The 24,058-nt window shown below is 40.5% G+C and carries 20 protein-coding genes; 8 read left to right on the top strand and 12 right to left on the bottom strand.

Going from position 1 to position 24,058, the window contains the following annotated elements; genetic code table 11:
• Window positions 1-6: 6 nt before the first annotated feature.
• From BUF11_RS01025 to BUF11_RS01005, 5 genes are all read right to left on the bottom strand, one after another.
• On the bottom strand, window positions 7-1,566 hold the full coding sequence (locus tag BUF11_RS01025; RefSeq protein WP_175561962.1) for an extracellular solute-binding protein: 1,560 nt from the start codon (window positions 1,564-1,566) through the stop codon (window positions 7-9).
• 321 nt (window positions 1,567-1,887) lie between these two features.
• Complete coding sequence (locus BUF11_RS01020) at window positions 1,888-7,668, bottom strand: chitobiase/beta-hexosaminidase C-terminal domain-containing protein (RefSeq protein ID WP_073586952.1); 5,781 nt, start codon at window positions 7,666-7,668, stop codon at window positions 1,888-1,890.
• A 223-nt stretch (window positions 7,669-7,891) separates the two neighbouring features.
• A complete protein-coding gene (locus BUF11_RS01015) occupies window positions 7,892-8,392 on the bottom strand; it encodes a GNAT family N-acetyltransferase (RefSeq protein WP_073587846.1) in 501 nt (166 codons plus the stop codon).
• Window positions 8,393-8,633: 241 nt separating this feature from the next.
• Window positions 8,634-9,527: a polysaccharide deacetylase family protein gene (locus BUF11_RS01010; protein WP_073586951.1), complete on the bottom strand. Its 894-nt coding sequence runs from the start codon at window positions 9,525-9,527 to the stop codon at window positions 8,634-8,636.
• A gap of 83 nt (window positions 9,528-9,610) precedes the next feature.
• Window positions 9,611-10,423, bottom strand: coding sequence for a purine-nucleoside phosphorylase (locus tag BUF11_RS01005; protein ID WP_073586950.1), 813 nt, complete (start codon window positions 10,421-10,423; stop codon window positions 9,611-9,613).
• Between the two features lie 285 nt (window positions 10,424-10,708).
• On the opposite strand from BUF11_RS01005, the gene BUF11_RS01000 reads away from it, so the two are divergent.
• From BUF11_RS01000 to BUF11_RS00985, 4 genes are all read left to right on the top strand, one after another.
• A complete protein-coding gene (locus BUF11_RS01000) occupies window positions 10,709-11,104 on the top strand; it encodes a DUF2089 domain-containing protein (protein ID WP_073586949.1) in 396 nt (131 codons plus the stop codon).
• 150 nt (window positions 11,105-11,254) lie between these two features.
• Window positions 11,255-11,713, top strand: coding sequence for an SHOCT-like domain-containing protein (locus tag BUF11_RS00995; protein ID WP_073586948.1), 459 nt, complete (start codon window positions 11,255-11,257; stop codon window positions 11,711-11,713).
• On the top strand, window positions 11,703-12,032 hold the full coding sequence (locus BUF11_RS00990; protein ID WP_073586947.1) for a hypothetical protein: 330 nt from the start codon (window positions 11,703-11,705) through the stop codon (window positions 12,030-12,032). The genes BUF11_RS00995 and BUF11_RS00990 overlap by 11 nt, the downstream gene beginning before the upstream one ends.
• Window positions 12,033-12,053: 21 nt before the next feature.
• The gene (locus BUF11_RS00985; protein WP_073586946.1) at window positions 12,054-12,389 is read left to right on the top strand and encodes a phage holin family protein; all 336 of its coding nucleotides are present in this window, start codon (window positions 12,054-12,056) and stop codon (window positions 12,387-12,389) included.
• An 8-nt stretch (window positions 12,390-12,397) separates the two neighbouring features.
• Here BUF11_RS00985 and BUF11_RS00980 read toward each other — a convergent pair whose 3' ends face one another.
• From BUF11_RS00980 to BUF11_RS00970, 3 genes are all read right to left on the bottom strand, one after another.
• A complete protein-coding gene (locus BUF11_RS00980; protein ID WP_073586945.1) occupies window positions 12,398-13,285 on the bottom strand; it encodes a DegV family protein in 888 nt (295 codons plus the stop codon).
• Window positions 13,286-13,525: 240 nt separating this feature from the next.
• Window positions 13,526-15,295: an oleate hydratase gene (locus tag BUF11_RS00975; protein ID WP_073586944.1), complete on the bottom strand. Its 1,770-nt coding sequence runs from the start codon at window positions 15,293-15,295 to the stop codon at window positions 13,526-13,528.
• A gap of 179 nt (window positions 15,296-15,474) precedes the next feature.
• Window positions 15,475-16,068 (bottom strand): TetR-like C-terminal domain-containing protein, encoded by a 594-nt coding sequence (locus BUF11_RS00970; protein WP_073586943.1) that lies wholly within the window; start codon window positions 16,066-16,068, stop codon window positions 15,475-15,477.
• Window positions 16,069-16,203: 135 nt separating this feature from the next.
• Here BUF11_RS00970 and BUF11_RS00965 point away from each other — a divergent pair, with 135 nt between their 5' ends.
• The 4 genes from BUF11_RS00965 (at window position 16,204) to BUF11_RS00950 (ending at window position 20,595) form a co-directional block, all read left to right on the top strand.
• A complete protein-coding gene (locus BUF11_RS00965; RefSeq protein ID WP_073586942.1) occupies window positions 16,204-17,445 on the top strand; it encodes a hypothetical protein in 1,242 nt (413 codons plus the stop codon).
• Between the two features lie 79 nt (window positions 17,446-17,524).
• Complete coding sequence (gene rfbB / locus BUF11_RS00960; RefSeq protein WP_073586941.1) at window positions 17,525-18,523, top strand: dTDP-glucose 4,6-dehydratase; 999 nt, start codon at window positions 17,525-17,527, stop codon at window positions 18,521-18,523.
• Between the two features lie 43 nt (window positions 18,524-18,566).
• The gene (locus BUF11_RS00955) at window positions 18,567-19,748 is read left to right on the top strand and encodes a MerR family transcriptional regulator (protein WP_073586940.1); all 1,182 of its coding nucleotides are present in this window, start codon (window positions 18,567-18,569) and stop codon (window positions 19,746-19,748) included.
• A 400-nt stretch (window positions 19,749-20,148) separates the two neighbouring features.
• Complete coding sequence (locus BUF11_RS00950; protein ID WP_073586939.1) at window positions 20,149-20,595, top strand: RrF2 family transcriptional regulator; 447 nt, start codon at window positions 20,149-20,151, stop codon at window positions 20,593-20,595.
• 6 nt (window positions 20,596-20,601) lie between these two features.
• On the opposite strand, the gene BUF11_RS00945 is transcribed toward BUF11_RS00950, so the two are convergent.
• The 4 genes from BUF11_RS00945 to BUF11_RS00930 form a co-directional block, all read right to left on the bottom strand.
• Window positions 20,602-21,354, bottom strand: a complete 753-nt coding sequence (locus tag BUF11_RS00945) for an amino acid ABC transporter ATP-binding protein (protein WP_073586938.1) — start codon at window positions 21,352-21,354, stop codon at window positions 20,602-20,604.
• Between the two features lie 33 nt (window positions 21,355-21,387).
• The gene (locus tag BUF11_RS00940) at window positions 21,388-22,086 is read right to left on the bottom strand and encodes an amino acid ABC transporter permease (protein WP_073587845.1); all 699 of its coding nucleotides are present in this window, start codon (window positions 22,084-22,086) and stop codon (window positions 21,388-21,390) included.
• A 141-nt stretch (window positions 22,087-22,227) separates the two neighbouring features.
• Window positions 22,228-22,929 (bottom strand): amino acid ABC transporter permease, encoded by a 702-nt coding sequence (locus BUF11_RS00935; protein ID WP_073586937.1) that lies wholly within the window; start codon window positions 22,927-22,929, stop codon window positions 22,228-22,230.
• Window positions 22,930-22,962: 33 nt separating this feature from the next.
• Window positions 22,963-23,838, bottom strand: a complete 876-nt coding sequence (locus BUF11_RS00930; protein ID WP_073586936.1) for a transporter substrate-binding domain-containing protein — start codon at window positions 23,836-23,838, stop codon at window positions 22,963-22,965.
• Window positions 23,839-24,058: the final 220 nt, after the last annotated feature.

The raw sequence follows: 24,058 nt of genomic DNA, 5'->3' as shown, positions 1-24,058 counted from the left end.
CCCAGCTTATTTATACCCATTCATCTCACAATAGGCCTGCCACTGTGCTGTATAAGCCTCCTGGATTTTAGTGAGACCTGCTTCGTCAGCCTTTCTTAAAAACTCATCCACCGCCCCATCAACATCCTCCTTAAGCCCAGCCTGCAAAGGTGCAAGATATTCTGTCATTACCGTTGCAAGGGCCGCTCTTTCAGAAGCATAATCATCGTATACTTCAACAAAACCCGAAGCAATATCAATATCGGGATAATTTGTTTTCAGGGCAATGCCATGCAGCTCTGAAAAGATTTTATTCAGTTTATCATCTCCTCTTGACGGCAGTGCATATAAGGGGTTTCTTAAACTCCAGGCGTTGGCAGACTCTGCCGCAAAGTTTTTGTGTGCCTCACCATCCTTATAGTACCCTTCCGCATCAAGAGTATAGTGGGTGCCTTTAACACCATACTGGATAAGCCTGTTAATATCCTTATCCATGTATAATAAATTCAGCGCCATCGCCGCCCTTTCCCGGTACTTGGAGTTAGTCGGAATAGCCGTTCCATTACCGCTGGGATGGTTGGCATAAGCGATTCCGTTAATCTCGGCATAAGGAACATAGCCTACCTTCCAGTCATTTCCCAGCTTGGAATTATAATAGGTCCCTATATATTTAGCCGGATTCTGTCCGTCTACAATGCAGATTTCCTGCCCATTTATAAAAGCATCGGAATTATTGGCATCCGATAAAACACTTTTTGACCAAAAGCCGGCATCTGCCCACTTCTTCATAATCTTCATATCATTCTTAAAATCTTCTGATGACCAGTAGTTAAACAGCTGTGACGGTGTATTGTAGTCAGCTGCCAGACCGTAAGGTGCTCCCGGCTGTACCCATGCATACTTTGCCTGCAATACAGAAGTGGCACTAAAGGAATAGGAAAAGGAAGCCGGGTTAATAGAGGGCTTCATAATACTCTGGGATGGGGCATTTTTCTTCACTCCCATCAAATAAGCCTCCAGATTCTCTAAGCTGTCAGGTTTTGGCAGGTCATACTTCTCCCTTAAGTCCTCCCGGTACATGATGCCTGCATTGGTATATTCCTTTTTCATACTTGGCACAGAATAAATCTTGTCATTCACCTTCATCTGCTTCCATACATCCTGTGAAATATAATTGTATAATTCCGGTGCATATGCCGTAAGCAGTTCATCCAGCGGAGCAAATGCATTGTTGCTGGCCAGTCCTGCATAATTCATCCAGTTGGCAGTATAGATAAGATCACATTCTTCCCCGGAGGAAAGTATCATATCATACTTTGTCTGCCAGTCCGTCCATGTCGTGAACTTAAAGGTTACTGTTGTATTAATCTTTTCCAGCAGCCGTTCATTTATCTTATCCTGAATCAGGGACATATCAGCAGGCGGCTCCCCCATCAGATAAAACACAAGGTCTGCTCTTTCTAAAGTATCCCCTGCCCTGACAGCATCTTCAGACTTATGCTCTTTTTTTGTACAAGCCGTAAATACAGATAAAATGGAACAACTTAGCAGAAGCATACATGCAATTATTTTCACTTGTTTTTTCATAAGCTTTCCTTTCCCTTGCTGCAGGGGGTTCTTTTTCACACTAATCCCATGCATATCGCAAGTTTACTTGCGATACTGCCCAAATCAAAAGTGAAAAATGCTTTCTATTTTTCACACCAGCTCCCATGGCATAAATCGTCTGCTCGCAGATGATTTACTGCCTCAAATCAGGATGTGAAAAGTACATAGTATTTTTCACACCAACAACCATAGGGAAATTATCACCACTGTAATGAGGTGCTTCCCTATGGTTGCTGTATACTTTACATTAAATACAAGTGTAATTTTATGATATTTTTGTATTATCTGCAATAAAAAACTTTATTTTGTTACCGTAACATTAAAGGTCTTGATTTTTTTACCCTTTGAAAGAATAACCACCGTATCTTTTCCGGGCGTGGTTCCCTTCACCGTTACTGCTGCCTTTCCGGTATTTTTTCCTGTAACTGCAGCACCTTTCTTTGTGGTCATCCAGGTAATATCGCTGTCTTTAAAACCATGAAATGCTACCAGATATCCTCCTGTTTTCCCGCTCTTTATTGTTTTGGGTGCTTTAATGACTTCTACCCATGCATTTTTAACAGTTACTAAAACCTTTATGTTTCTTGAAGTTCCATTTGCTAATTTCGCTGTTACGGTAATGGTAGCCTTTCCTGCTTTCTTACCGGTAACTTTTCCGTTTTTATCGACCAAAGCAATCTTCTTATCGGATGAAGAATAACTGATTGCTGCCGTATCAATGCCGGAATCTTTAACAGTTGTTTGGCTTCCCTCTTTTACAAGGGTCTGGGGCAAGGTAACTTTAATGCTCTTTGTATTACCGGTTGTGCCATTTACATAAACAGGGATCTTATCAGCTGTTACCTTAATCTGGTCAAGGAGGGTAACAAGAAGGGACTTATCCGGTTTCTTTGCCAAAATAACATAGTCAGAGCAATGAGTTACCGGAACACTGATTTCTCCGCCGCTTCCTACTTTTACATTATTATTCGGAATCTCTAAAAGCTTTCCTGCCTCTTTGTCATAATAGTATACAAAGGCTGCGCCTCCAACTGTTAAACCGGCTTCATTTATTAAATTTCCGGCTGTGACCGTAATGATGGCGGTGGAAGGAAGCAATCCGGAATGATTAAGGGAGAGTTTCAATCCCTTTTGTCCGCTGTCTCCTGTGACTGCAATCACACTTGCCTGACCCATCAGGTTAACATCGGTAACCGGGCGCTGCGATGCTTTTATAAGTGCTCCGTCAAAATGCCAGTTAAGTGTTACGTCTTTTAGAACAAGTGCTACATCTATTGATTTTTGTGCTGCAGCCATCTGTTCCATAATATTCTTTGTCAAAAGAATCTTTTCAATTTCCACATTGGAGATACTCATTGCCTGTGTTAAATCCATACGGAGTGAGATATCTCTGCCTTCCTTTAACTGCGCGGCTAATTCACTTTCCGGAAGAGAAGAGGAAACTGTGAGCTTATCTTTTCCGGCAGCCGCCTTTTGCAGTTCTGCCTGTGAAAGTGACATGGTTATAACAGCTTTGCCATCCTTAATCTGTGTATCGCTTATAACGGGAGCTGCTGCTACAGTATTTCCTGAATTATTGCCTGTCTGATTGCTTCCGCTGTTATTGTTTCCGTTATTATTTCCGGTGTCATTTCCGGTGTTGCCGTTATCTTCCGGTGTTTCGCCAGAGGATTCCGAATAAGGAACAGCAAGCGGTCTGTTCTTTGTAAAATATACTTTTAGAACGTCTGCAAATTTAGAATTTCTGGTAAAGCCGGTTGTCGTTTTAATCGTACTCCACTTATCTATAATGTTCTCATAGGAATCCGTATTAATTAGCACCGGATTGGATTTGCCGGTATAAAGTCCCCAGCTGCTGCCTTCTCCTCCGTCGGATACCTTAAAGGTCCATGTGGTATAGCCATAGCCCTGTGCTTCAATAAGGTCCATGCACTGTTTCCAGCTATCGGTATTGCTAAAGAAAGTGAACTCACCGATAAAGGAAGGAACATTATAATTCGTAGTTTCATTTATCATCTTAATCTTATCTTTGATAAAATCTGACTGGACTGTGGCGTCTGTCAAACCTGACCATTGGTAGAAGTGATACTGGTAAACTACATTCTCCCAGCCATAAAGGGATGGATCCGGCAAATCGGTAGGATTCCAGATTCCCTGGATGAAAATCATATGGTCCTTATCTACTTCTCTGATGGCTTTATAAATTCTGTCATAAACATCATACTGCACCAGCTTTGTTGCACTGGGCTCATTTAACAGGTCGTAACCGCATACGATAGATTCATTCTTGTAACGTTTTGCAATTTCCTTCCACAAAACAATGGTTTTATTAATATTTTCTTCATTGCCATAGAAATTACCGATATCAGCAATCGTGGTGTCACCGGAATGATCTTTTCCGTTCTGGGAGCCTACTGCACCGTGCATATCAATCATGACATAAATATCACGTTTCTTAGCTTCCTTAATAAACCAGTCAAGTCTTTCAAAAGCACTTGTCTTCAAACTTCCGTCATCGTTCAGCATTTCAAAATATGTAATAGGAAGTCTAAGTACATTGATTCCTTCTGCCTTCACAAGGTCAAAGTCATCCGCCGTCCACCAGTTATCCTGGTACTGCTTGATAAGCTCTGCTGTCTTTTCACTGCCAAAGCGCTCTGTAAATGTCCTTATTAAAGTAATCATATCCTTGGCATCCACCGGGCACTGCCAGTTCTCTGTTACAAGCCAGCCGCCTGCATTGGTTCCCCGAAGGATTACTTCCTCTCCGGTACCATAATTATTGCGGATCTTCTTTCCATCTGCTTTTAAGAAGTTGGATGGATTGGTTTTAATAGTATACTGATATTCTGAAATGCTGCTTGCCTTACCATCTTTTAAAGCAATTGCTTTTAAAATGGTATTTGTATTTATGGTAATCTCTCCCTCATATAACGGTGATGATACGGCAGGTGTTGTTCCGTCGGTGGTATAATGGATTGCTGCACCGGCTGTTCCTGTTGTAAGCGCCACTGCCTTGGCTGCTCCATAGATTCCTGCGGCAAGAGAAGCCTTTGGTGCTTTTACACCTGCCTCTGTTCCCTGTATGATATAATCGAAGGTCTTAACATCACTTGCTACTCCCTTATCATAACCGATAGCCTTAATGGTAGTGCTTTCTTCTATCCTGAACGGAGAATTATAACGGATGGAGTCCGTAGTCGGTTCACTGCCATCCAGTGTATAGTATACAGGAGTATCATCTTTCGAGGAACGCAATGCTACAATAACAGATTTATCATAGGTTCCCGGATTTCCGAAAATGGTAACAACCGTGCCGGGCTTAATAGTATAGTCAAAGGTATAAACGCTTCCTGCTGCACTGTCCTTAATTGAAACTGCCTTGATAACAGCAGGTGCCGTAAGACTAATAACCCCGCTGTATTTCTTTGCCTGGGCTGTATCGGCAGGATCTGTTTTTCCGTCAAGAGTATAGTAAATATCCGCACCCTTTTCTGCTGCCAGCTCAACGGGTGCAAATACTCCATAGGTACCTGGAGTAAGGCTTGTAAGTACTTCTCCTGCCGCCGGGCTTAAAGCAGGCTTTTCAGCTCCCGGAAGTCCGGTATAGAGCTTATCTGTAAAATACATTTCATCAATCAGATAAGTTCCTGTATTGTAGAATCCGAAGGTTACTTCCTTAATGAAGGCAAGATCCAGATTCTTATAATTCTCCATCGTGCTTAAATCCACATAGTACATGCTCCATTCACCGTATTTCGTGCTGCAGTCAGTCCATGCGGAAGCTTCATTGCCGAAATCATCTTTGATAAACATTCTGGTATTGTTATAAGCCTGTTCATCCTTTACATAAAATACCAGATATCTTGATAACCTTACATCAGCCGTCATTCCATCTTCAGGCTTTATGGTAATACTTCTCAATGTTTCCGTAGGGGAACCGCTTAAGGTATTCATCTCATAGGTTATACTCTTACCCTGGTAGCTGTCTTTTGTATTGGAAGATATTTTTGCCCCTGCCTGTGCCGTTACCTTGTCAATTCCGTCATCAAAATTATTAAAGGGAACAACTGCACTGGTTGGAAGTGCCTTTACGTGATAATTGAATTCCGCAACAGCACTGCTCTCTTCATCAGACTGCCTGATTGCAACCGCCTTTACTACTGTGTTTTCTGTAAAATTAAAAGGAGTCTGATACTTGGCAGAAGCTTTTGTAGGCGTACTTCCATCCGTTGTATAGTAGATATCGCAACCCAGCGTTGTGGTAGTTAAGGTTACTCCCTCTAACTTTTCATAGGTGCCGGAAGCATAGTTGGACTTCGGGCTGACAGGCAGAAGGTTATTGGTAAAATAGATATCATCAATATAATAAGTACCGGAATTCCACTCCCCAATGTATATTCCCTTTATTGCAGTACGGTCAATGTTACTAATTCCGGATATGCTGTTTAGTTTTACTGCATATTCTGTCCAGGTATTCTTTACGGCACTGCCTTTCTCTGTGGTAAGGGTATTTATCCAACTAAACCCGGTCTTATTTCCATCTTTATCCACAAGTCCAAGCTTCACAGTATTGGCTCCCTGGGTATCCTTTAACCAGAATACCAGATAAGAGTATACGGAGGTATCTGTCTGGTTTCCTTCAACATATAAACTGCTGCCCTCCGTGGGATCTGCAGAAGCGGTAAGAGTATAAGCAATACTCTTTGTTCCCTGGTACTTATCCTTATCTGTTACTGTACCGTTGGTCACCTTAGGTGTTCCTTCAAAATCCTCCAGTACCGCTTTCTTAGGAACATTGCTTGCTATAATGGTATAATTAAGTGTAAGTACTCTGCTGCTTTCCCCGTCCTTGACAAAAACTGCTTTTACTACCGTGGAAGCAGTTATTGCAATAGGTGCCGCATATACAGCAGAGCCTTCAGTCGGCTTTGTCTCATTGGTGGTATAATAGATTGTTCCGCCATCTTCCGGAGCCGTCAGTGTTAATTGAAAGCTTTCGGTATAATTACCTTCCCCATAATCTGCCGCAGGAGGATTTGGAGGAAGGGTATTTGTAAAGTAAATATCATCAATATAAAAATCTCCGGCATTCCACTCGTAGATTTTTATTTGAGCAATCTTACTTAAGTTTACTCCGTTGGTACTGTACTTGCTTAACGGTACCGCTATTTCCTTCCATTGGTTCTTAACTGCCTTTTGCAGTGAATTACTTCCGTCCGTCCAATCGTCAAACGTATTTCCATCGGTATCTGTAAGTGCCAGTTTAAAATTGTTATCACCGGTGGTATCCTTAACCCATAATACAATATAGGTCTTACCGGAAGCATCTGCTCCGTTTTCCTTGCCGGGGTTAATAATTGCTTCCCCTCCTCCGCCAGCCGTACCCTGATTATAGAGTAAGGAAGCACTTCCGCTGTTTTGGTCAGCCTGGGTAAGCTTATTGGTTCCATTATTGGTATTATAGTAAAGGCTGTGTTCAAAATCCTGAAAATCCATTCTATGTCCATCGGCATCTTCAAAATGGATATCATCAAAATAATAGTCTCCATCATTCCATTCCCAGACAGCTATTTGACTGATAGCAGTCTTATCAATGCCACTGTACTGATCTAACGGTACTTCCAGTGTAGTCCATTGGTCTTTTACAGCATTAGCAGAGGTATACTTAGCAGAATTTTTTCCGCTTGCATCAATTAACTTCACTTCAAAATTATTGCTTCCTACGGTATCCTTTACATTTACTACTACTTTTGTCATAGAAGAAACATCAATAGCACTGCCGGATACACTTCTGATTTTAAAATCATTGTCCCACTTTTTCTCGCCGCCTTGTACATACTGGAAGGCCTGATTTCCTTCCAATACATTGGCGCTGTCTCTGGTAATGCTGTTTCCATAGGCACCAGCCGTATAGTCCGTTGATTCAAAATCTGTAAATACTACTTTGTCACTTCCGGCGGCTGATACTGTATTGCCAGCTTTCTGCCCCGGAAGTCCTGCATTGAAAACAAGAGTCAGAGTTAATGCTGCTGCAACCCATTTCTTCCAACTCTTTTTCACAAATATTCCTTTCTTCATAAATTACCCCCAATGTGATATTTAAAATACTTCTTGGAATCTTTACACCATAAATGGTAGACAAATTTCTTCTGTTTGTATATTTTAAATACATTTGATTATTGTAATTATTTATTTTTACAGTTGTGTAATTTCATGACTTTATTGTAAAAAGCATAGAAAAAGCCGGAAAGCGGATAATAAAACAATCCGCCTTCCGGCCTTTTCTATATGTTTTTAAAATTCAGATAATATCCTTTTCCATTATGTAATCATCCATCACATAACCATTTCCAATATCGGCAACCTGAGTCTGTTTTATATGATATCCCAGCTTTTCGTAGATTTTTATACTGTTGTTATGCTTGTTTACCGTAAGCCAGATTTTATTCAATCCTCTGTCCTTGCAAAACGCTGCTATAAAGTCCATAGCTTCCCTTGCATAGCCCATCCCTCTGCATTCTTTGCTGATATAGAACTTACTTAGAAAAAGGGAGTTATCTTCCATTATTTTCATTCCGATATATCCTACCGCTGCACCATCCGGCTTTAAAAGATAATATTCATATCCCTGGTTTTTCATCTGCTCCGTAATTGCTTTTACGGACTGGAACTTTTCTACCATATAATCAACTTGTTCTTTTGATATAATCTGAACATAGTACTCATTCCATATTTTATCAGCCAGCTGCGCCAATTGCCCGATATCCTCTTCGGATATGACTTTTTCAATTTGTAATTGCATTTTTATACCCATTGCAGGGGCTGTAGCAAAATACGAAATATATACCATATGTTAGAAGAATTGCAGTTCACTAGTGCAATCTATGGTATGTAAATTCTATTTTGCAACAGCCCCTCGCCACAAATAAAAAGTTGAAAGAATTATAGCGTGGCATCCTCTCTATCATCATATTTTCTTTCAACATTTCTCCATTCTTATGTTTTTACACATTCTGCGTATTTTACAGCATCAGCAGTCTTTCTTATCTTATCGTCTTTCTGACATCCTCTAAGAGTTCATCTATGGGGTAGTTATGAGAACGGCATATTCTTTTTAAGTGATAAAGCGTCTCCTTGTCTTTCGTTATCTTATTAATTCCATAATCACAGGTCAAAGCAGCCTTAAAACCCAGCTTTTTTATAATATCTATGGTATTTTCATTGTATTCCCCATAAGGAATTGTAAAGGTTGTCGGAGCTGTTCCGGTCATTTCAACGACTTCCTGCTGAAGCTTCATGATATCTTCCGTAAGTACAGCCTCATAATCCGTTAAGGACTCCCCTCTTTTTTGCTTACAGCCCACTCTGCCGGCACGGGTAGAGTGAAGGTTATAGGTATGGTTTTGTATTTCTATCACATCCGCCTCAAGCATCTCATCCAACAACGGCCAGGTAAGATGTGCGTACTGCAAATGGTCATCCCCCACCCTTGTAAAATCATCCGTACTTTTGCCGATAATTGAGAGAACAATCTTTGTATCATACTCCTGCAAGAGCGGATATGCATAACGGTAGGTTGTAAGATATCCATCATCAAAGGTTATCATAATCGGATTCTCCGGAAGAGGCTTATCTTCATAAACATAGTCAATAACATCCTGCATCGTTACCGAGGTATAATTGTTTTCCTTCAGATATTCCAAATCACTCTTAAATTCACCCGGATATATAATATCCTTACCCGAACTGCTCTTCTTGATGTCATGGTACATTACAACAGGCAGGTATATCTTTTCCTCTGTTCCAGCAGGTACTTCCATACTGACAGAAGAGGTTACCTGCTCTGAATTCCCTGAAAAGTTAATTAACGGCAGCGATAATATTATCAGTGTAACTGCCAGGATACCACAAATACACAGATATTTTTTATTTGACATACACAAGCACCTATAAAACGATTACTACAATATATGTTTTTTACTCTGCATTATCCCTCTTAAATGAAAAAGGGTAAACTCTTTTACAGTCCTTCAATCACTCCGCTTATCAGGCAGCTTAAATCAATGGAAGCTTTCTTTGCAATTTCGAGCACTCTTTCATGGGAATGCTTTACCTTTTGGATACCTGTTGCCATATTGGTAATTACGGCTAATCCCAGTACTTGTATTCCCATATAATTGGCCGCTATTGTTTCCGGTACCGTTGACATACCAACAGCATCCGCACCGAAATTCCTTATCATCCTTATCTCCGCGGCAGTTTCATAATAAGGTCCAGGAAAGCCTGCATATACTCCTTCCCCATAGGAAATAGAGTTCTCTGATGCCACCTGCTTTGCAAGTTCGATAAGCCTCGTATTGTAGGGTTCCGTCATATCAGGAAATCTTGGGCCAAATCTCTCATCATTGATACCAATAAGGGGATTTGACGGCATAAGATTGATAAAATCATTGATAAGCATTATCGTTCCCGGGATGAAGCTTTCATTAATCCCTCCGCAGGCATTGGTAAGTATCAGCTTCGTAATGCCAAGAAGCTTCATTACAAATACCGGATAGGTAACTTCCTTCATGGGATATCCTTCAAAGAAATGAAATCTTCCCTGCATAATAAGCACCTCAGTGCCTTTTAACCTGCCTGCAACTATTCTTCCGGCATGTCCCTCCACGGTAGACTTTGGAAAATTCGGTATATCTAGATAATCTACTGTTTCGACCTCTGTAAGAGAATCTACAATATCGCCAAGTCCCGAGCCCAGCACTATGGCAATCTTAGGGGAAAGGCTTATTCTGCTCTTAATATATTCTGCTGATTCTAAAACTTTCTCGTACATAACTTCCTCATTTCTGTGCAAATGCACCCGTACATTTTACTGTTGCTTTCTCTTGATACATCGTTTTTATTATAAGATATTTTCCCCTGCTTCGCAAATAAAAATCCAATTACGGCCTTTCTATGGTAAAGTAAGAACTTTCTATCAATATTTCATTCTAAAATTCAATTATTTAATTCAAAAATCAATTATATTAATATAAATATTAATATTTTTAACTTTTATATTGACATAATGAATTCATGGTAGTATATTGTAGGAAAGAACACAAAGGAGGTATTTTCCATGAAATTTAAAGCACCCGGCAACTGTCCTGTTTGCGGGGAAAAGCTTTCTATCACAAAGCTTGGATGTCCAAAGTGCCATACCTCGCTGGAGGGAGACTTTGAACCTTGTGAATTCTGCAGATTACCGGCTGATGACCTGGAATTTGCAAAGGTATTCATCAAATGCAGAGGCAATATCAAGGATGTTGAGAAGGAATTGGGAATTTCCTATCCAACAGTCCGCGGCAAATTAGATGCAGTTATCAGAAACCTTGGATTCGAGGTGCCATCAAAGGAAACAGTCCGGGATAACGATTTATTAAGAGAAGCCAAAAATGAAATATTAGAACAATTATCAAGAGGAGAAATCTCCCCAAAGGAAGCAGCAGAACGGATTAAGAAATTAAATGCATAGCAACTATAATATAATATAATGGGAGCCAAGTGTGAAAGAAAATTTAAAAATGAAAGGATGCCACGTATAGATTCTTTCACTCATTTTTATTTGTGGCAATATTGCAGACCGGCCTGCGGGCAAACCTGCGATATGCAATGGGTATAAAGTATGAACGAACAATTAAAGATTCTGGAAATGATTGAAAAAGGGCAGATTACTGCTGCCGAAGGCATGGAACTCTTAGAAGCTTTAGGAAGCGCAAAGGAGACATCAGAAAACAGCGAATCAAAAGAGATTCCCGTACAAAATCCGGTTATCAGAAAAAGCAGCTATAAGTTCTTAAAAATTAAGGTTACTTCCGATAACAAAACTGTCAATGTCAATGTCAATATCCCCTTAGGTCTTATTACAACTCTCGGTGAAGTAACCGGCAAGGTCCTGACCCATATTCCGCCCGATGCCAAAGTCAAAATGGAAAGTAAGGGAGTTTATCTGTCAGACATCGACTTTCAGGGCATTATACGTGAATTGTTAAACGGTACCCTGGACGACCCTGACATTGTGGACGTAGAAGCCTGGGATGAAGACAGCAAAAGTATGATACGGGTAAAAATATATGTGGAATAAACTCTATCCGGTTATGTGGGTATCGATTAAATCAAAAGAAAAAAGAGCCTTTTCGTTTTCCTTTCCCGTACCCTTAAAGCTACTGGATGAGCTTATTGGCAGTACACTGGATTTATTAGAAGTTATATCATGGTTTACCTTTAAGGGCTCGACTCCTAAAATAACCTCCGGTGAAAAAAAGGTATACTTTTCACCGGAGGCACTGAAAATACTTCTTGAAGGGAGCTATTCCATTTTACATTCCTTAGGAGATTACGGTCCTTATGAACTAGTGGATGTAACCACCGGGGACGTACAGGTTTTTGTAAAAATTCTATAAACATATCAGAAAGGGCTTTTTATGAAAAAGATATTCTTTCACTATATTTCCTACATTGCGGTAATTTATCTGCTCTCCCTTGCCATTCCGACCGTGTCGGTTTACAGCAGTGCTTCCTTACTGCTAGTCGGCTTTGTCTTATTGATTGTAAACCTGCTCTTAAAACCGCTCCTGCTCTTAATAACCCTTCCTCTTAATCTTCTGACTCTGGGGTTATTTAACTTTGTAATCAATGCATGGACTATTATGATTGCAGATCATTTTGTAACCGGTATAACCATGGGAGGCTTTTTAAATTCCTTACTTGCAGCCTTTTTAATCAGTCTGCTTAAGAACCTTCTGGAAGACAAGAAATGATGCCACTCCTATTCTGTACGCTTATCACCGACAAAATAAAGTGCAACCGTCCCGGGGCCTGTATGGGAGCCAATAACAGTACCAATGTTATTAATTATTACCTTTCCATTAAGCTTCGGGAACTTTTCTTCAATCATATCAGCAACCAGCTTTGCATCTTCATAGCAGGATGATTGGGAAATATAGCACCTTCCCGAATAGTCATAACGGTCCTTGGCATATTGCTCCATACGCTTTACCATCTCTTCCGAGACTTTTTTCTTTCCCCTGTACTTATCTCTGGGAATCAGCTTTCCCTCATGGCTTACATTAAGAAGAGGGCATATTTTTAAGATAGTGCCAAAAGCGGCAGAAGTCGCAGATATTCTTCCTCCGCGGTAATAACTTGTAAGGTCTGTGGAAAAGAACCAGTGATGGATGGTCAGCTTATTTTCCTGAAGCCAATTATAACATTCTTCAACAGAGTATCCTTCTTTTTTCTTTTCACTTGCAAGGGTGACTAAAAGCCCAAAGCCTGAAGAGGCAGCCAGTGAATCCACTACATAAATCTTATTTTCCGTATATTTATCACCTAACATATCCCTGGCAATGCAGGCCGAATTGAAAGCTCCTGATATACCGCTGGATAAACTGATGTGCAATACATCATACCCTTCTTTTAAAAGCGGCTCCCATACTTCCATATATTGCTCTGCATTGGGCTGTGAAGTGGTAGATGCAGCCCCGTCCTTTATTTTGCTGTAAAACATATCAAAGGGCATGGACTTGCCCAAGTCATCCTCATATTCCTTTCCCTCCATGGTATAGTGAAAGTGAATTAAAGGAATATTATTTTCCTGAAAGAATTCAACTGCCATATCTGCTGTGGAACAGCAGGTTATAATATAGTCAGACATATTCTTACCTCCCGGCATTATTAATTTATACTTCTAATATATATCCATATGCTACCATATGTAGTAATTAAAACTATTATATCTCTAGTAACAAGCCTTGTAAAGAAGATATCATGAATTCATTCCGCTTTTGTTGCCTATTTTTTATCATTGCCCGCCAGAAACACACAAGTACAAAAGAGAGCCCAGCAAATTACTGCAGCGCCCCCTTTTATAGATAATCAATTTAGTAGAAAAGGTTTAGATTACATTATATTTCTTTAATAAATCTTCAATTACCGTACCGGATATCTTCTTTAATACCTTCTTCTTGACTACATTTGCAGCCAGAGGAAGCTTCTTATCCCCTATCTTCTCACCGTCCATCATCTTTGAGGTGGAATCCAGGAGCACTCTGATATCATAGCAGGAAGCAAATACTTCCGGTACACCCCTGTCTACGTCAAGCAGTGTATATACTGCTTCCATAGCAGTACGTATAGAATATTCGGTGGTGAAGACGGTATCTCTTACCGTGTCGGCAAACTGTCCGATAAAAGCAAAATTCGTACAGCCGTCGGGTACTACCTTCGGTCTGTCTCCAGCAGTTCTTGGCATAAAGAAAGCAGTAATGTAAGGCATCATACAAGGAACGCATTTTGCGGAATTAACAGCCATGTCATGAATCTGGGATTCCGGTACTCCAAGGTGATACAGCCATTCTTCTGTAATCTCGATGCCTGTACAATCCTTCATGGGTTTCTTGATATAGTCACCGGGTACATCGGTGAGCAAACCATATACCCATACAACAAGCTGGTTTCTGGGCTGTTCTTTAAAGTGAGGCTGACGGTTTAAGGTATAGCTCATAAGCCATTTGGAATCCTTCACCGTAATAATTCCGCCTGTTACTACCTTTCCGCTGAACGGGTCCCTCTTGCAGATCTTTTCAATGTAAGGAGGAATCTTATCATCCAGAGTTGTCACAGTGGCAGATTCCCAGTTGGTTGCCTTAATGTCAGTGCAGAATTTATCCGGGTGTCCGAAAGAAGAATCCTGCCTGGCAATGTTTCTCCAAAGCTCCCAGCAGCCTCCCGGGCCTTCCTTTAATTCTGCCGGATGGTCATTGTCACCCAGGGAAGAATTCTCAGTACAGCTTCCATTTGTTACAAATACCAGGTCATCCTCAATCAGGTCAATGCTTTCTTTCTTGCCTTCCCTGATACATTCAATTTTAACAGCAACTTTCTTGCCGCCCTTCTTTTCAAAGATAACATTGGTAACTCTTGTATCATACTGGAACTGAACATTATGAGCTTCCAGATATTTTACCATAGGAAGAATCAAAGACTCATACTGATTGTATTTGGTGAATTTCAGCGCCTTAAAGTCAGGAAGTCCTCCGATGTGATGGATAAATCTCTGAATATAGAGTTTCATCTCAAGAGCACTGTGCCAATTCTCAAAAGCAAACATGGTTCTCCAGTAGAGCCAGAAATTAGAATCAAAGAATTCCTGTGTGAATACATCCTCAATCTTTTTATCATACAAATCTTCATCTCGGGTGAAAAACAACTTAATGATTTCCGTAGAAGCCTTTTCACTAAGACCGAATTTTCCATCCGTATGAGCATCCTCTCCGCGGTTAATGGTAGCTCTCATTAAGGAATAGTTAGGATCTTTCTTATTTAACCAATAAAATTCATCCAGAACGGAGGCTTCTTCTGTTTCCAGTGAAGGAATGGAACGGAACAAATCCCACAGACATTCGAAATGATTTTCCATCTCTCTTCCGCCACGGACAATGAATCCCTTTTGGCTGTCCTTGATACCGTCACAGGCACCGCCGGGAAGGCTCATCTCTTCCAGGATGTGAATATGCTCTCCCTTCATCTGGCCGTCTCTTACAAGAAAGCAGGCAGCTGCCAGGGAGGCAAGACCTGAACCTACCAAATAGGCGGATTTTTTATCCACACCCTCCGGCTTCCTGGGACGGGCAAACGCTTCATAATTTCCATTACTGTAATACATAAAAGTTACCTCCATCATTTTTTCTTTACTATATCTCTTTTCCCTGCCAGGTACAATATACAATAAGAGCCCACTGATGAAATTTTAATCAGTGGGCTCTTATTGTAAAAATTTTATACACACTGTGTTTTCTGTATAAATTATTCTGCCTTCATCGAATTTTTTTATACAGGACCACATTATTTTTTCTCATGGTTCATCTTATTTAAAGCGTAGGATTTACCCTTAAACTTCTCCAGGGCATTTTTAAAATCTCCTTGCAGCAGTATACTAAGCCTATCCAAAATATCCTTGGGCTCCTCCTTCATCCCCTTCCCTATCCAGTCAAGCATCAAACCGACAAAAGCATATTTGTAAAAGTTTACGATAAAGGCTTTATCCTCTTCCCTTACAGACATTCCTTCCGCAAATTCATCCAATACCCCAATTAACAGATTGAAGGTCTCATTATAAAGATAGGTTTCCAGGTGCTCTTTATTAACAGAATGATAGGTTCCTCTGACAAATGTCTTATTTTCCAATATATATTCAAATATCTGAAAAAATCCCTGCTGCCAGGTGGTGGCAGTCTTATTGCCATCCAATGCCTTGGTTGCCTCAACAGTATAAATCCACTCCACCAGATCATAAATATCCTTAAAATGGTAGTAAAAGGTCTGTCTGTTAACCTCACAGTCTTCGGTAATATCCGTTACTGTTATCTTATCCAGGGGTTTTTCTTTTAACAGCTTCTTGAGAGAATAAGCCAGAGCCCTCTTTGTCGTCTGTGACATGTGTGCTCCTCCAATTATTATAATCAATTACTCCTGTATCCATTATACAAAAACAATCCCATACAATCAATAGCCTGTTGCTTTTCACGGACATCTTCTTTATAATACAGATAATGGGAATAAAGGAGAAAAGCCATGAATTTCTTTCACAAGGACACAATTTTGAATTCTTTCCTTCCAATCGTAAGGGAACGCTGGTTATCAGCAAACGACACCTTTCCGCCCTATTTAACGGAAGTACCGCAGGCGGATAAGAATAAGAACGAAGCCTATGCAAAAGAGATATCCGCACAGTTTCACCGGCAAATAACAGGATATCCCCGCCTTCCCTTTGGGAAAAGAAAATGGAATAAAAAGACCTACAAACTACTATACCAGGTTCTTTCCGAAGAAACGGTCCTTGGATTGCATCATTATCTATCCCGTGAAAGAATAGAAGTCTTTGTTTCGGAAACCAAAGAATTTATAAAGACATTACGTATGGATGTCCCCGCCATGTCCTTTGAGGATATGGGACAAGCCCTAAGAAATTATATTGTCTACCTGATGTTTAAGGAAATCCATCAGGATACTTCTCTCTTTTCAAAAGCCTGTTACGGTTACAGCATGCTCTATCCCTTTACCGATAATTACATAGACAATACTGCCTGCACAAAAGAAGAAAAAGCCCGCTACAACTCGCTTATCAGAGATTTCCTGAAAGGGGAGTCGGTGAATACAACCTCCTGGTATGATGAAAAGACCTTATACTTTCTTTCTGCTGCAAAAGATGACTGTATAGAAGGAGAACCCTGCCCGGTAACGGAGCTTTTACTTTTAATGCTGGATGCACAGGTGGAAAGCCTAAGCCAGCAAAGAACGGATATTTTATTAGATTATGAAAAGCGGCTTGCTATCTCTATGTACAAAGGCGGTATGTCCGTATTAATCGACCGCTACTTTGTAAAAGAAAAAATAACCAGAGAAGATATGGTCTTCTATCTGGGCTTTGGCTTCTTTCTGCAGCTTGCAGACGATTTGCAGGATATAAAGGAAGATTCTATGAAAGACCATCAGACCTTATTTACTATCAGCCCACGCTGTGAAGAGGCAGAAAAAACGGTTAATAAGCTCTTATCCTTTATAACTGATTTGTGCCGTTCCTTCCCTGCCGGTAACAAACCCTTTCTGGAGTTTGTTCTGATGAACTGTTATCAGTTAATTTTGATGGGCGTACAAAAAAGCCAGGAATACTTTCCAAAGGATTATATGAAAAGTATAGAAAAGTACTTTCCCGTATCCTTTTCCTTTCTTGCCCAAATGCCGGAAAATCCTTTTGGAAGCAGTCAGCCAGAGACAGAAAAGCTTCAAAAGATTATGGATACCATGCTAATGTAATTTTTTTTTTAAAGCTCTTGACTCTTACGTTAGGTGACCTTCTACAATGTGTTTATTAAAAACATACAGGAGGTTTTCTATGAAAACATATCTTATTACCGGAGGAGCCGGATTTATCGGCTCCAATTATATTCATTACCTGATGCAGCACTATAAAGGCGAAGTCAGAATCTTAAACCTGGACACCCTGACCTATTGCGCAAGGTCAGAAAATGTAAGCTGTTATGAAGGAAATGACGCTTACCGCTTTATCAAAGGTGATATCCGAAATGAAACTCTGTTAGCAGAAATCTTTGCAAAATATTCCATTGATTATGTGGTGCATTTTGCAGCCCACTCCCATGTGGACAAAAGTATCCGCTCCCCGAAGGAATTTGCCGAGGTAAATGTCTGCGGAACCTTATGCCTGTTAGAATCCGCCAAAAAAGCCTGGGAGAATAACTATAACGGCAAACGCTTTCTCTACATCTCAACAGACGAAGTGTATGGTGAACTTGGAGAAACCGGTAAATTCACAGAAAATACCCCTCTATGCCCCAGAAATCCCTACTCTGCCAGTAAGGCCGGAGGCGACCATATGGCAAGAGCCTATTATGAAACTTATGATTTTCCTGTCCTGGTAACAAGATGCTCCAATAATTACGGTCCTTATCAGTACCAGGAAAAGTTTATTCCAAACTGCATTTTAAGCTGCCTGACCGGTAATCCTATCCCAATCTACGGAGATGGAAAGAATATAAGGAACTGGCTCTATGTTACAGATCATCTGTCAGCCATTGATAAAGTACTGGCAGAAGGGCGTACAGGCGAAGTTTATAATATCGGCGGCAGAAAGGATTATACAAATCTTGAGGTGGTTTCAAGCATAACCGGCATTTTAAGAGAGAAATACCACCTAACCATTCCCCCCATTGAATTTATAGAAGACCGGAAGGGCCATGACAGACGGTATTCCATGGATTCTTCAAAGCTTCAGAAGGAGCTTGGCTGGAAACAGGAGATTTCTTTTGAAGAAGGAATAGAGAAAACGGTAGAATGGTATATGGAGAATAAAGAATTCTTAAATATTCCCAAATGAACTAAACTCGGCAATTGAAAATGTATAAAAAGGAGTGCGTCCGATGGCAGAGAACTTTTATACTACCGGAGAATTTTCAAAAAGGGCCAACATATCCGTAAGAACAATACGGTACTATGACGAAAAGGGGCTGCTTAAGCCTTCCCTTATGGCAGAATCCGGCTACCGTTATTATACAGACAGGGATTTTGCTATCCTGCAAAGAATCCTGGTACTGAAAAAGCTGGGCTTTGGGCTGGAAGAAATCAAGGAGATAACCGTTAATTCCCTGGATACATCCTTTATAAAGGAATCCTTACAGCTGCAGCAAAAACTTATCCACGAAAAAATCGCTGAATTAAAGCAGATGGAACAGATGTTACGTGAAACTTCAGCTGTCCTTTCAGAAAGGGAAGAACCTGACTGGAATCATATTGTCGGTCTGATACACCTCCTTAATATGAAGGAAACTCTCCTTAGCCAGTACAAAACTGCCGGAAATCTTAAGGTGCGTATTGACCTGCACAAAAGATTCTCCGTAAATCCTTTAGGCTGGTACCAGTGGATATACAAAATGCTCCCCTTAAAAGAAAATCAAAACATTCTGGAAACCGGCTGCGGAAACGGAGAGTTCTGGAGGGAGAACCACTCATCTCTGCCCCCGGGAATCTCTGCTTTGCTCTCCGATATTTCCTCCGGTATGCTAAGAAGTGCTTCTTCCGGATTAAAAGGTATATCCTCTTTCTTCTCCTTTGAACAGTTTGATATACAGGACATTCCCTATAAAGAGAATACCTTTGATCTAATCCTCGCCAACCATGTCCTGTTCTATGCCAAAGACAGAAAAAAAGCCTTAAGTGAGCTTTACCGTGTCTTAAAAAAAGGCGGCTGCCTGTGTCTTAGCACCTATGGCAGAAAACATATGAAAGAAATCGAAGAGCTGGCAAAGGAATACAACGATCAAATTGCTCTTTCCGAGGTTAAGCTCTATGACATCTTTGGCCTTGATGACGGAGAGGAAGAATTAAAGCCTTTCTTTAAAACCGTAGAAAAGCACCTCTATGATGACAGTCTGCTGGTAACGGAAATAAAACCATTGGCCGATTATATCTATTCCTGCCATGGCAATCAAATGAGTATTATAAGGGACGAAAAAGAAACCTTTGAAAGGTTTTTAACAGAAAAACTTGGCAAAGGCGGCCTTAGGGTAACAAAGGATGCAGGAATTTTTTTGTGCTGCAAATGATGTATTATAAGGATAAGCACATGAAGAAAGTCATTGGAAGAACACAGGTGATTTTTGCATATATTTATGAGGTCTCTATTGAGGGGTTCCTTATGACACTGAAATGGCAGAAACTGTGGCTGGCATTCTTAGTGGAATAAGGGTTCCTGAATGAGAAAATGAATAAATATATGTGAAAATCACCGTACATTTCCCAAGACATCCTTCATGGGTTTGTCCATGGTGCATTATTGTATACCCTTGACAGTGTTGTATTTTTCATATATTATGAATACATATTTGAATAATGTGAAATATAGTTTTATTGTCAGATAAAACTGCTTTAATACACATTTTTTCAAAACAAACACCATCAATTTACAATATATCAAATCTGTTCGGCAACAGATTGGAGGGTACAATGAGATTATCAGCAAAAAGCCGTTATGCACTTGCGGCAACCATACACATGGCACAGGCTAACAATAAAAACGATTATATAACCTTAATCAGTATTTCTGAAAGACTGGATATTTCCAAAATTTATCTGGAACAGGTTTTTTCCCTGTTAAAACGCGGCGGAATCGTTACTTCTATCAAAGGTTCTCAGGGCGGATACCAGTTAAGCGCAGATCCGCAGCAAATTACGGTTTATGATATCCTGGCTGCTGTCGAAACCTCTTTATTTGAAAATACGGAAGAAACCATTAAGGAAAAAGCCCCTGAAATCGAAACCGCTATGAAGGTAACGGTCTTCGATCCTCTTGATTCTGTGATTAAGGAAACTCTCCAGAAGGCAACTCTTTATGATCTTGTATTCGAATCAGAAAGACAGAAAGCCGAACAGGGCTTTATGTTTTTTATTTGAGCGGCCTTATATCTGATAGGTATATTCCGGCGTAATACGCTTTAGAAATTGTTTCGTGCGTTCTTCTTTGGCATCCAGGAATATTTCCTGCGGAGTTCCCTGCTCCACAATAACACCTTCATCCATAAAAACCACTCTGTTGGCTACGTCCTGAGCAAACGACATTTCATGGGTTACAATAATCATTGTAATCCCTTTTTTTGCTATCTTCTTAATAACTCCCAGAACTTCTCCCACAAGCTCCGGGTCCAGAGCACTGGTAGGTTCGTCAAAAAGTATGACCTCCGGATGCAGTGCCAGAGCGCGGGCGATTCCGACCCGCTGCTGCTGCCCTCCCGATAATTCAGAAGGATAAGCGTCATATTTATCCGAAAGACCGACATTCTTTAGCAGCTCCCTGCCATATTCAAGGGCTTTTTGTTTTTCAACCTTTTGTACGATGACAGGTCCTTCCGCAACATTCTCCAGAGCTGTTTTATTTTTAAATAGATTAAAGGATTGAAATACCATGGCTGTTTTCCGGCAAATATCCAATATCTGTCTTTTGGTTGCATGCCTTGCATTTACTTGGGTGCTTCCTATGACAATCTCACCTTCATCAGCCTTCTCAAGGAAGTTAATACACCGCAGCAAAGTTGTCTTTCCTGAACCGGAGGGCCCTAATATTACTACAACCTCTCCTTCCTCAACGCTTAAATCAATTCCCTTTAACACCTTGTTACTGCCAAAGGATTTTTGTAAATTCCTTACCTGAATCATGCCTTACCCCCTTGCTCCTACTGCGATAAATGATTAGCTGACTGCATTGACTCTATGGGACAGTAACCTGATTCCCTGCTCTATGGCTATGCATAACAGCCAGTATATGACAGCTATGGCTATGTAAGCTTCCAGATAGCGGTAGCTTGCATTAGCTTCGATCTTCACTCCCGTAATCAGGTCCGTCACTCCAATCATATATACCAGTGCCGTTCCCTTGGTCAATCCAATGAAAGTGTTTCCAAGAATCGGTATCGCTACCGGCAGTGCCTGCGGTATGATAATCCGTCGGTAAATCGCAGAAGTTTTCATTCCGATAGAATGCGCCGCCTCAACCTGCCCCTTTTGTACGGATTGAAGGGCCGTCCGGATGGATTCTGTCATAAATGCAACGGATACAATGCTTAAAATAATATAGGCCAGAATAATTGGCGGAACATTACCTGAACGTATCTTTAAGTGCATTAATTCTGCAATAGTATCAAATCCGTACATAAAGGAAAAATACAGAATAAGGATCATAAGTACCATTGGCATGCTTCTAAAAATCAGGATATATATCTTTATGAGCGTATTAAGTACCGGAACTTTCTGGATTCTTAAGATAGCCAGTAATGTCCCAAAGACTAACCCGAATACCATGGGAATCATGGAAAGCTTCAAAGTCAATGGTATATAAGTCACCGCTACCCACAGCTCGTGGAGAAAGAATGAATAATCGAATTTATACATATTTATACCCGTTGCATATCGCAGGTTTACCCGCAGACCGGTCTGCAATATTGCCACAAATAAAAATGAGTGAAAGAATCTATACGTGGCATCCTTTTATTTTAAATTTTCTTTCACTCCTGGTTCCTATCTGCGTGCTTATTATTTATACACTTGCAGCTTCTTTTCCAGTGCAGAGAATCCCTTTTCCAATACAATACAAAATGCAAAGTATATAATCGCCGCTCCTACATACCCTTCCAGAGAATGTCTGGTTCTTGCCGCAATAGAGGAAATGACACCCACCATATCAACAACACCTACCGTAAAAGCCAGTGAAGTATCTTTCAGAGTTGATATCACAGTATTACCAAATTCCGGAATAGCAATATGAAACGCCTGGGGAAATACAACCCGCATAAACATCTGGCCTCTTGTCATCCCTATGGACCGTGCCCCCTCCAACTGTCCCTTATCCACTCCCTGTATCGCTGCCGTAACCACAACAGAGAGAAATGCCGCCGAATTAAATGCATAGGTAGCAACAACAAAAGAAAACGCATCCAGCATATTCAAATCAATATTAAATCTTAAGAACACCGGATTCAGTAAAGCCGGCAATCCGAAGTATACGATAAAGAGCTGAATATTAATTGGTACCCCTCTGATAAAGGAGATATACACCGTAGTTATCTGTTTTAAAACCGGTATATTAAAAAGTCTGACAGCCGCGATCAATGTACCCAGTAACAATCCGATAACCAGTGAAAGTACGGTAATAATCAGTGTAATATGTAGGCGGGACAGCAACTGCGGAAAATATTCCGCAACCCTTTGAAAGCTGAAATAATCTATATTTCCCATACTGCTTTAATCTCCTAATCCTATAATACAGGGCTATTTCTGATCTTCCGGCTCCACTGTATAGTCAGCGCCAAGCCACTGGGTGGACAGCTTCTCAAGGGTCCCATCCTCGTGAAGGGTTTTCAGCACACCATCAACTGCTTCCTGAAGGGCTGTTTCGTCCGCATCGTCCCTGCGGTAGATAAAATACGTTCCTGAATAATAGGAAGGCTCATCCGAGCGCTGCAGTTTTACTTTATAACCTTCTTCGATACTTGGCAAATAGCTAAGAGGCAAAAGGAACGCATCTACGGCACCGCTTTCAAGCTTACTAAGTATCACGGAAAAATCACCGCTGTTATACTCAAGCTTAATGGCATTATTATGTTCTTTGTTATAGGTTTCCAGCTGATATGCATCATTGGAGCCCTGGAAGGTCGCAACGGTCTTTCCCTCAAGCTCTTTATAAGTCTGAAGCTTCTCCGCACCGTCCTTGGTTATAATATAGGCTGCCCAGGTAGTTACAATTTCTTTTCCAAACAGGTAGGTTTTCTGCCTCTCCGGATTGCTTTCCCACTGGTGGGAAATTAAATCCACCTTATTAGAGGTCAAAGCTACGAATTGGTCAGCCACCGTCTGATATTCAAATTCATACTGGGGCAGCAGTTCATCCACTTTTTTCAGCACATCAACTTCATAGCCGATATAATCGCCTTTCTCGTCAAGATATGCATAAGGATTAAAATCATTGGCTACTGCAACTCTGATCTTTTCTACCTTGGCTGTGTCTGTACCTTTTTTATCCGAGGCTGCTGTAACAGCAGGCTGATTACTGCCAGAGGTTGTTTTGTCCTTTGTACCGCATCCTGCCAATACAGAAGATAATACCCCGATTAATACCAATGCTGTAACAAGTTTTTTTGCTTTCATAAAGAAGTCTCCTTTTCTTTTAATCGATTATAATTATGTTTTTCAAATAAATAATCCTGCCTTTCTGCCGCAACATCGAGCAGGTATATTGTTTCTGAAAGCAATGGTATAAATCTTCATTCCACTTTTCATTATAACAACCTCCGTTCAAACTCTTTATATTTCATTCTAAACATATATTTTTTATATGTTTTATATCATAAAGTTCCCATGTCTATTT

The sequence above is a fragment of the Anaerocolumna xylanovorans DSM 12503 genome (assembly GCF_900143645.1).
GTDB lineage: Bacteria > Bacillota > Clostridia > Lachnospirales > Lachnospiraceae > Anaerocolumna > Anaerocolumna xylanovorans.
This window is presented reverse-complemented; position numbering and strand designations above follow the sequence as displayed.

What these genes read in the sequence shown, in the direction of transcription:
- BUF11_RS01025 (WP_175561962.1), bottom strand. Translation starts at nt 1,566, where the DNA reads ATGAAAAAACAAGTGAAAATAATTGCATGTATGCTTCTGCTAAGTTGT.
- BUF11_RS01010 (WP_073586951.1), bottom strand. Translation starts at nt 9,527, where the DNA reads ATGTCAAATAAAAAATATCTGTGTATTTGTGGTATCCTGGCAGTTACA.
- BUF11_RS00950 (WP_073586939.1), top strand. Translation starts at nt 20,149, where the DNA reads ATGAGATTATCAGCAAAAAGCCGTTATGCACTTGCGGCAACCATACAC.
- BUF11_RS00985 (WP_073586946.1), top strand. Translation starts at nt 12,054, where the DNA reads ATGAAAAAGATATTCTTTCACTATATTTCCTACATTGCGGTAATTTAT.
- BUF11_RS01020 (WP_073586952.1), bottom strand. Translation starts at nt 7,668, where the DNA reads ATGAAGAAAGGAATATTTGTGAAAAAGAGTTGGAAGAAATGGGTTGCA.
- BUF11_RS01015 (WP_073587846.1), bottom strand. Translation starts at nt 8,392, where the DNA reads ATGCAATTACAAATTGAAAAAGTCATATCCGAAGAGGATATCGGGCAA.
- rfbB (WP_073586941.1), top strand. Translation starts at nt 17,525, where the DNA reads ATGAAAACATATCTTATTACCGGAGGAGCCGGATTTATCGGCTCCAAT.
- BUF11_RS00990 (WP_073586947.1), top strand. Translation starts at nt 11,703, where the DNA reads ATGTGGAATAAACTCTATCCGGTTATGTGGGTATCGATTAAATCAAAA.
- BUF11_RS01000 (WP_073586949.1), top strand. Translation starts at nt 10,709, where the DNA reads ATGAAATTTAAAGCACCCGGCAACTGTCCTGTTTGCGGGGAAAAGCTT.
- BUF11_RS00930 (WP_073586936.1), bottom strand. Translation starts at nt 23,838, where the DNA reads ATGAAAGCAAAAAAACTTGTTACAGCATTGGTATTAATCGGGGTATTA.
- BUF11_RS00965 (WP_073586942.1), top strand. Translation starts at nt 16,204, where the DNA reads ATGAATTTCTTTCACAAGGACACAATTTTGAATTCTTTCCTTCCAATC.
- BUF11_RS00970 (WP_073586943.1), bottom strand. Translation starts at nt 16,068, where the DNA reads ATGTCACAGACGACAAAGAGGGCTCTGGCTTATTCTCTCAAGAAGCTG.
- BUF11_RS00935 (WP_073586937.1), bottom strand. Translation starts at nt 22,929, where the DNA reads ATGGGAAATATAGATTATTTCAGCTTTCAAAGGGTTGCGGAATATTTT.
- BUF11_RS00995 (WP_073586948.1), top strand. Translation starts at nt 11,255, where the DNA reads ATGAACGAACAATTAAAGATTCTGGAAATGATTGAAAAAGGGCAGATT.
- BUF11_RS00980 (WP_073586945.1), bottom strand. Translation starts at nt 13,285, where the DNA reads ATGTCTGACTATATTATAACCTGCTGTTCCACAGCAGATATGGCAGTT.
- BUF11_RS00955 (WP_073586940.1), top strand. Translation starts at nt 18,567, where the DNA reads ATGGCAGAGAACTTTTATACTACCGGAGAATTTTCAAAAAGGGCCAAC.
- BUF11_RS00940 (WP_073587845.1), bottom strand. Translation starts at nt 22,086, where the DNA reads ATGTATAAATTCGATTATTCATTCTTTCTCCACGAGCTGTGGGTAGCG.
- BUF11_RS00945 (WP_073586938.1), bottom strand. Translation starts at nt 21,354, where the DNA reads ATGATTCAGGTAAGGAATTTACAAAAATCCTTTGGCAGTAACAAGGTG.
- BUF11_RS01005 (WP_073586950.1), bottom strand. Translation starts at nt 10,423, where the DNA reads ATGTACGAGAAAGTTTTAGAATCAGCAGAATATATTAAGAGCAGAATA.
- BUF11_RS00975 (WP_073586944.1), bottom strand. Translation starts at nt 15,295, where the DNA reads ATGTATTACAGTAATGGAAATTATGAAGCGTTTGCCCGTCCCAGGAAG.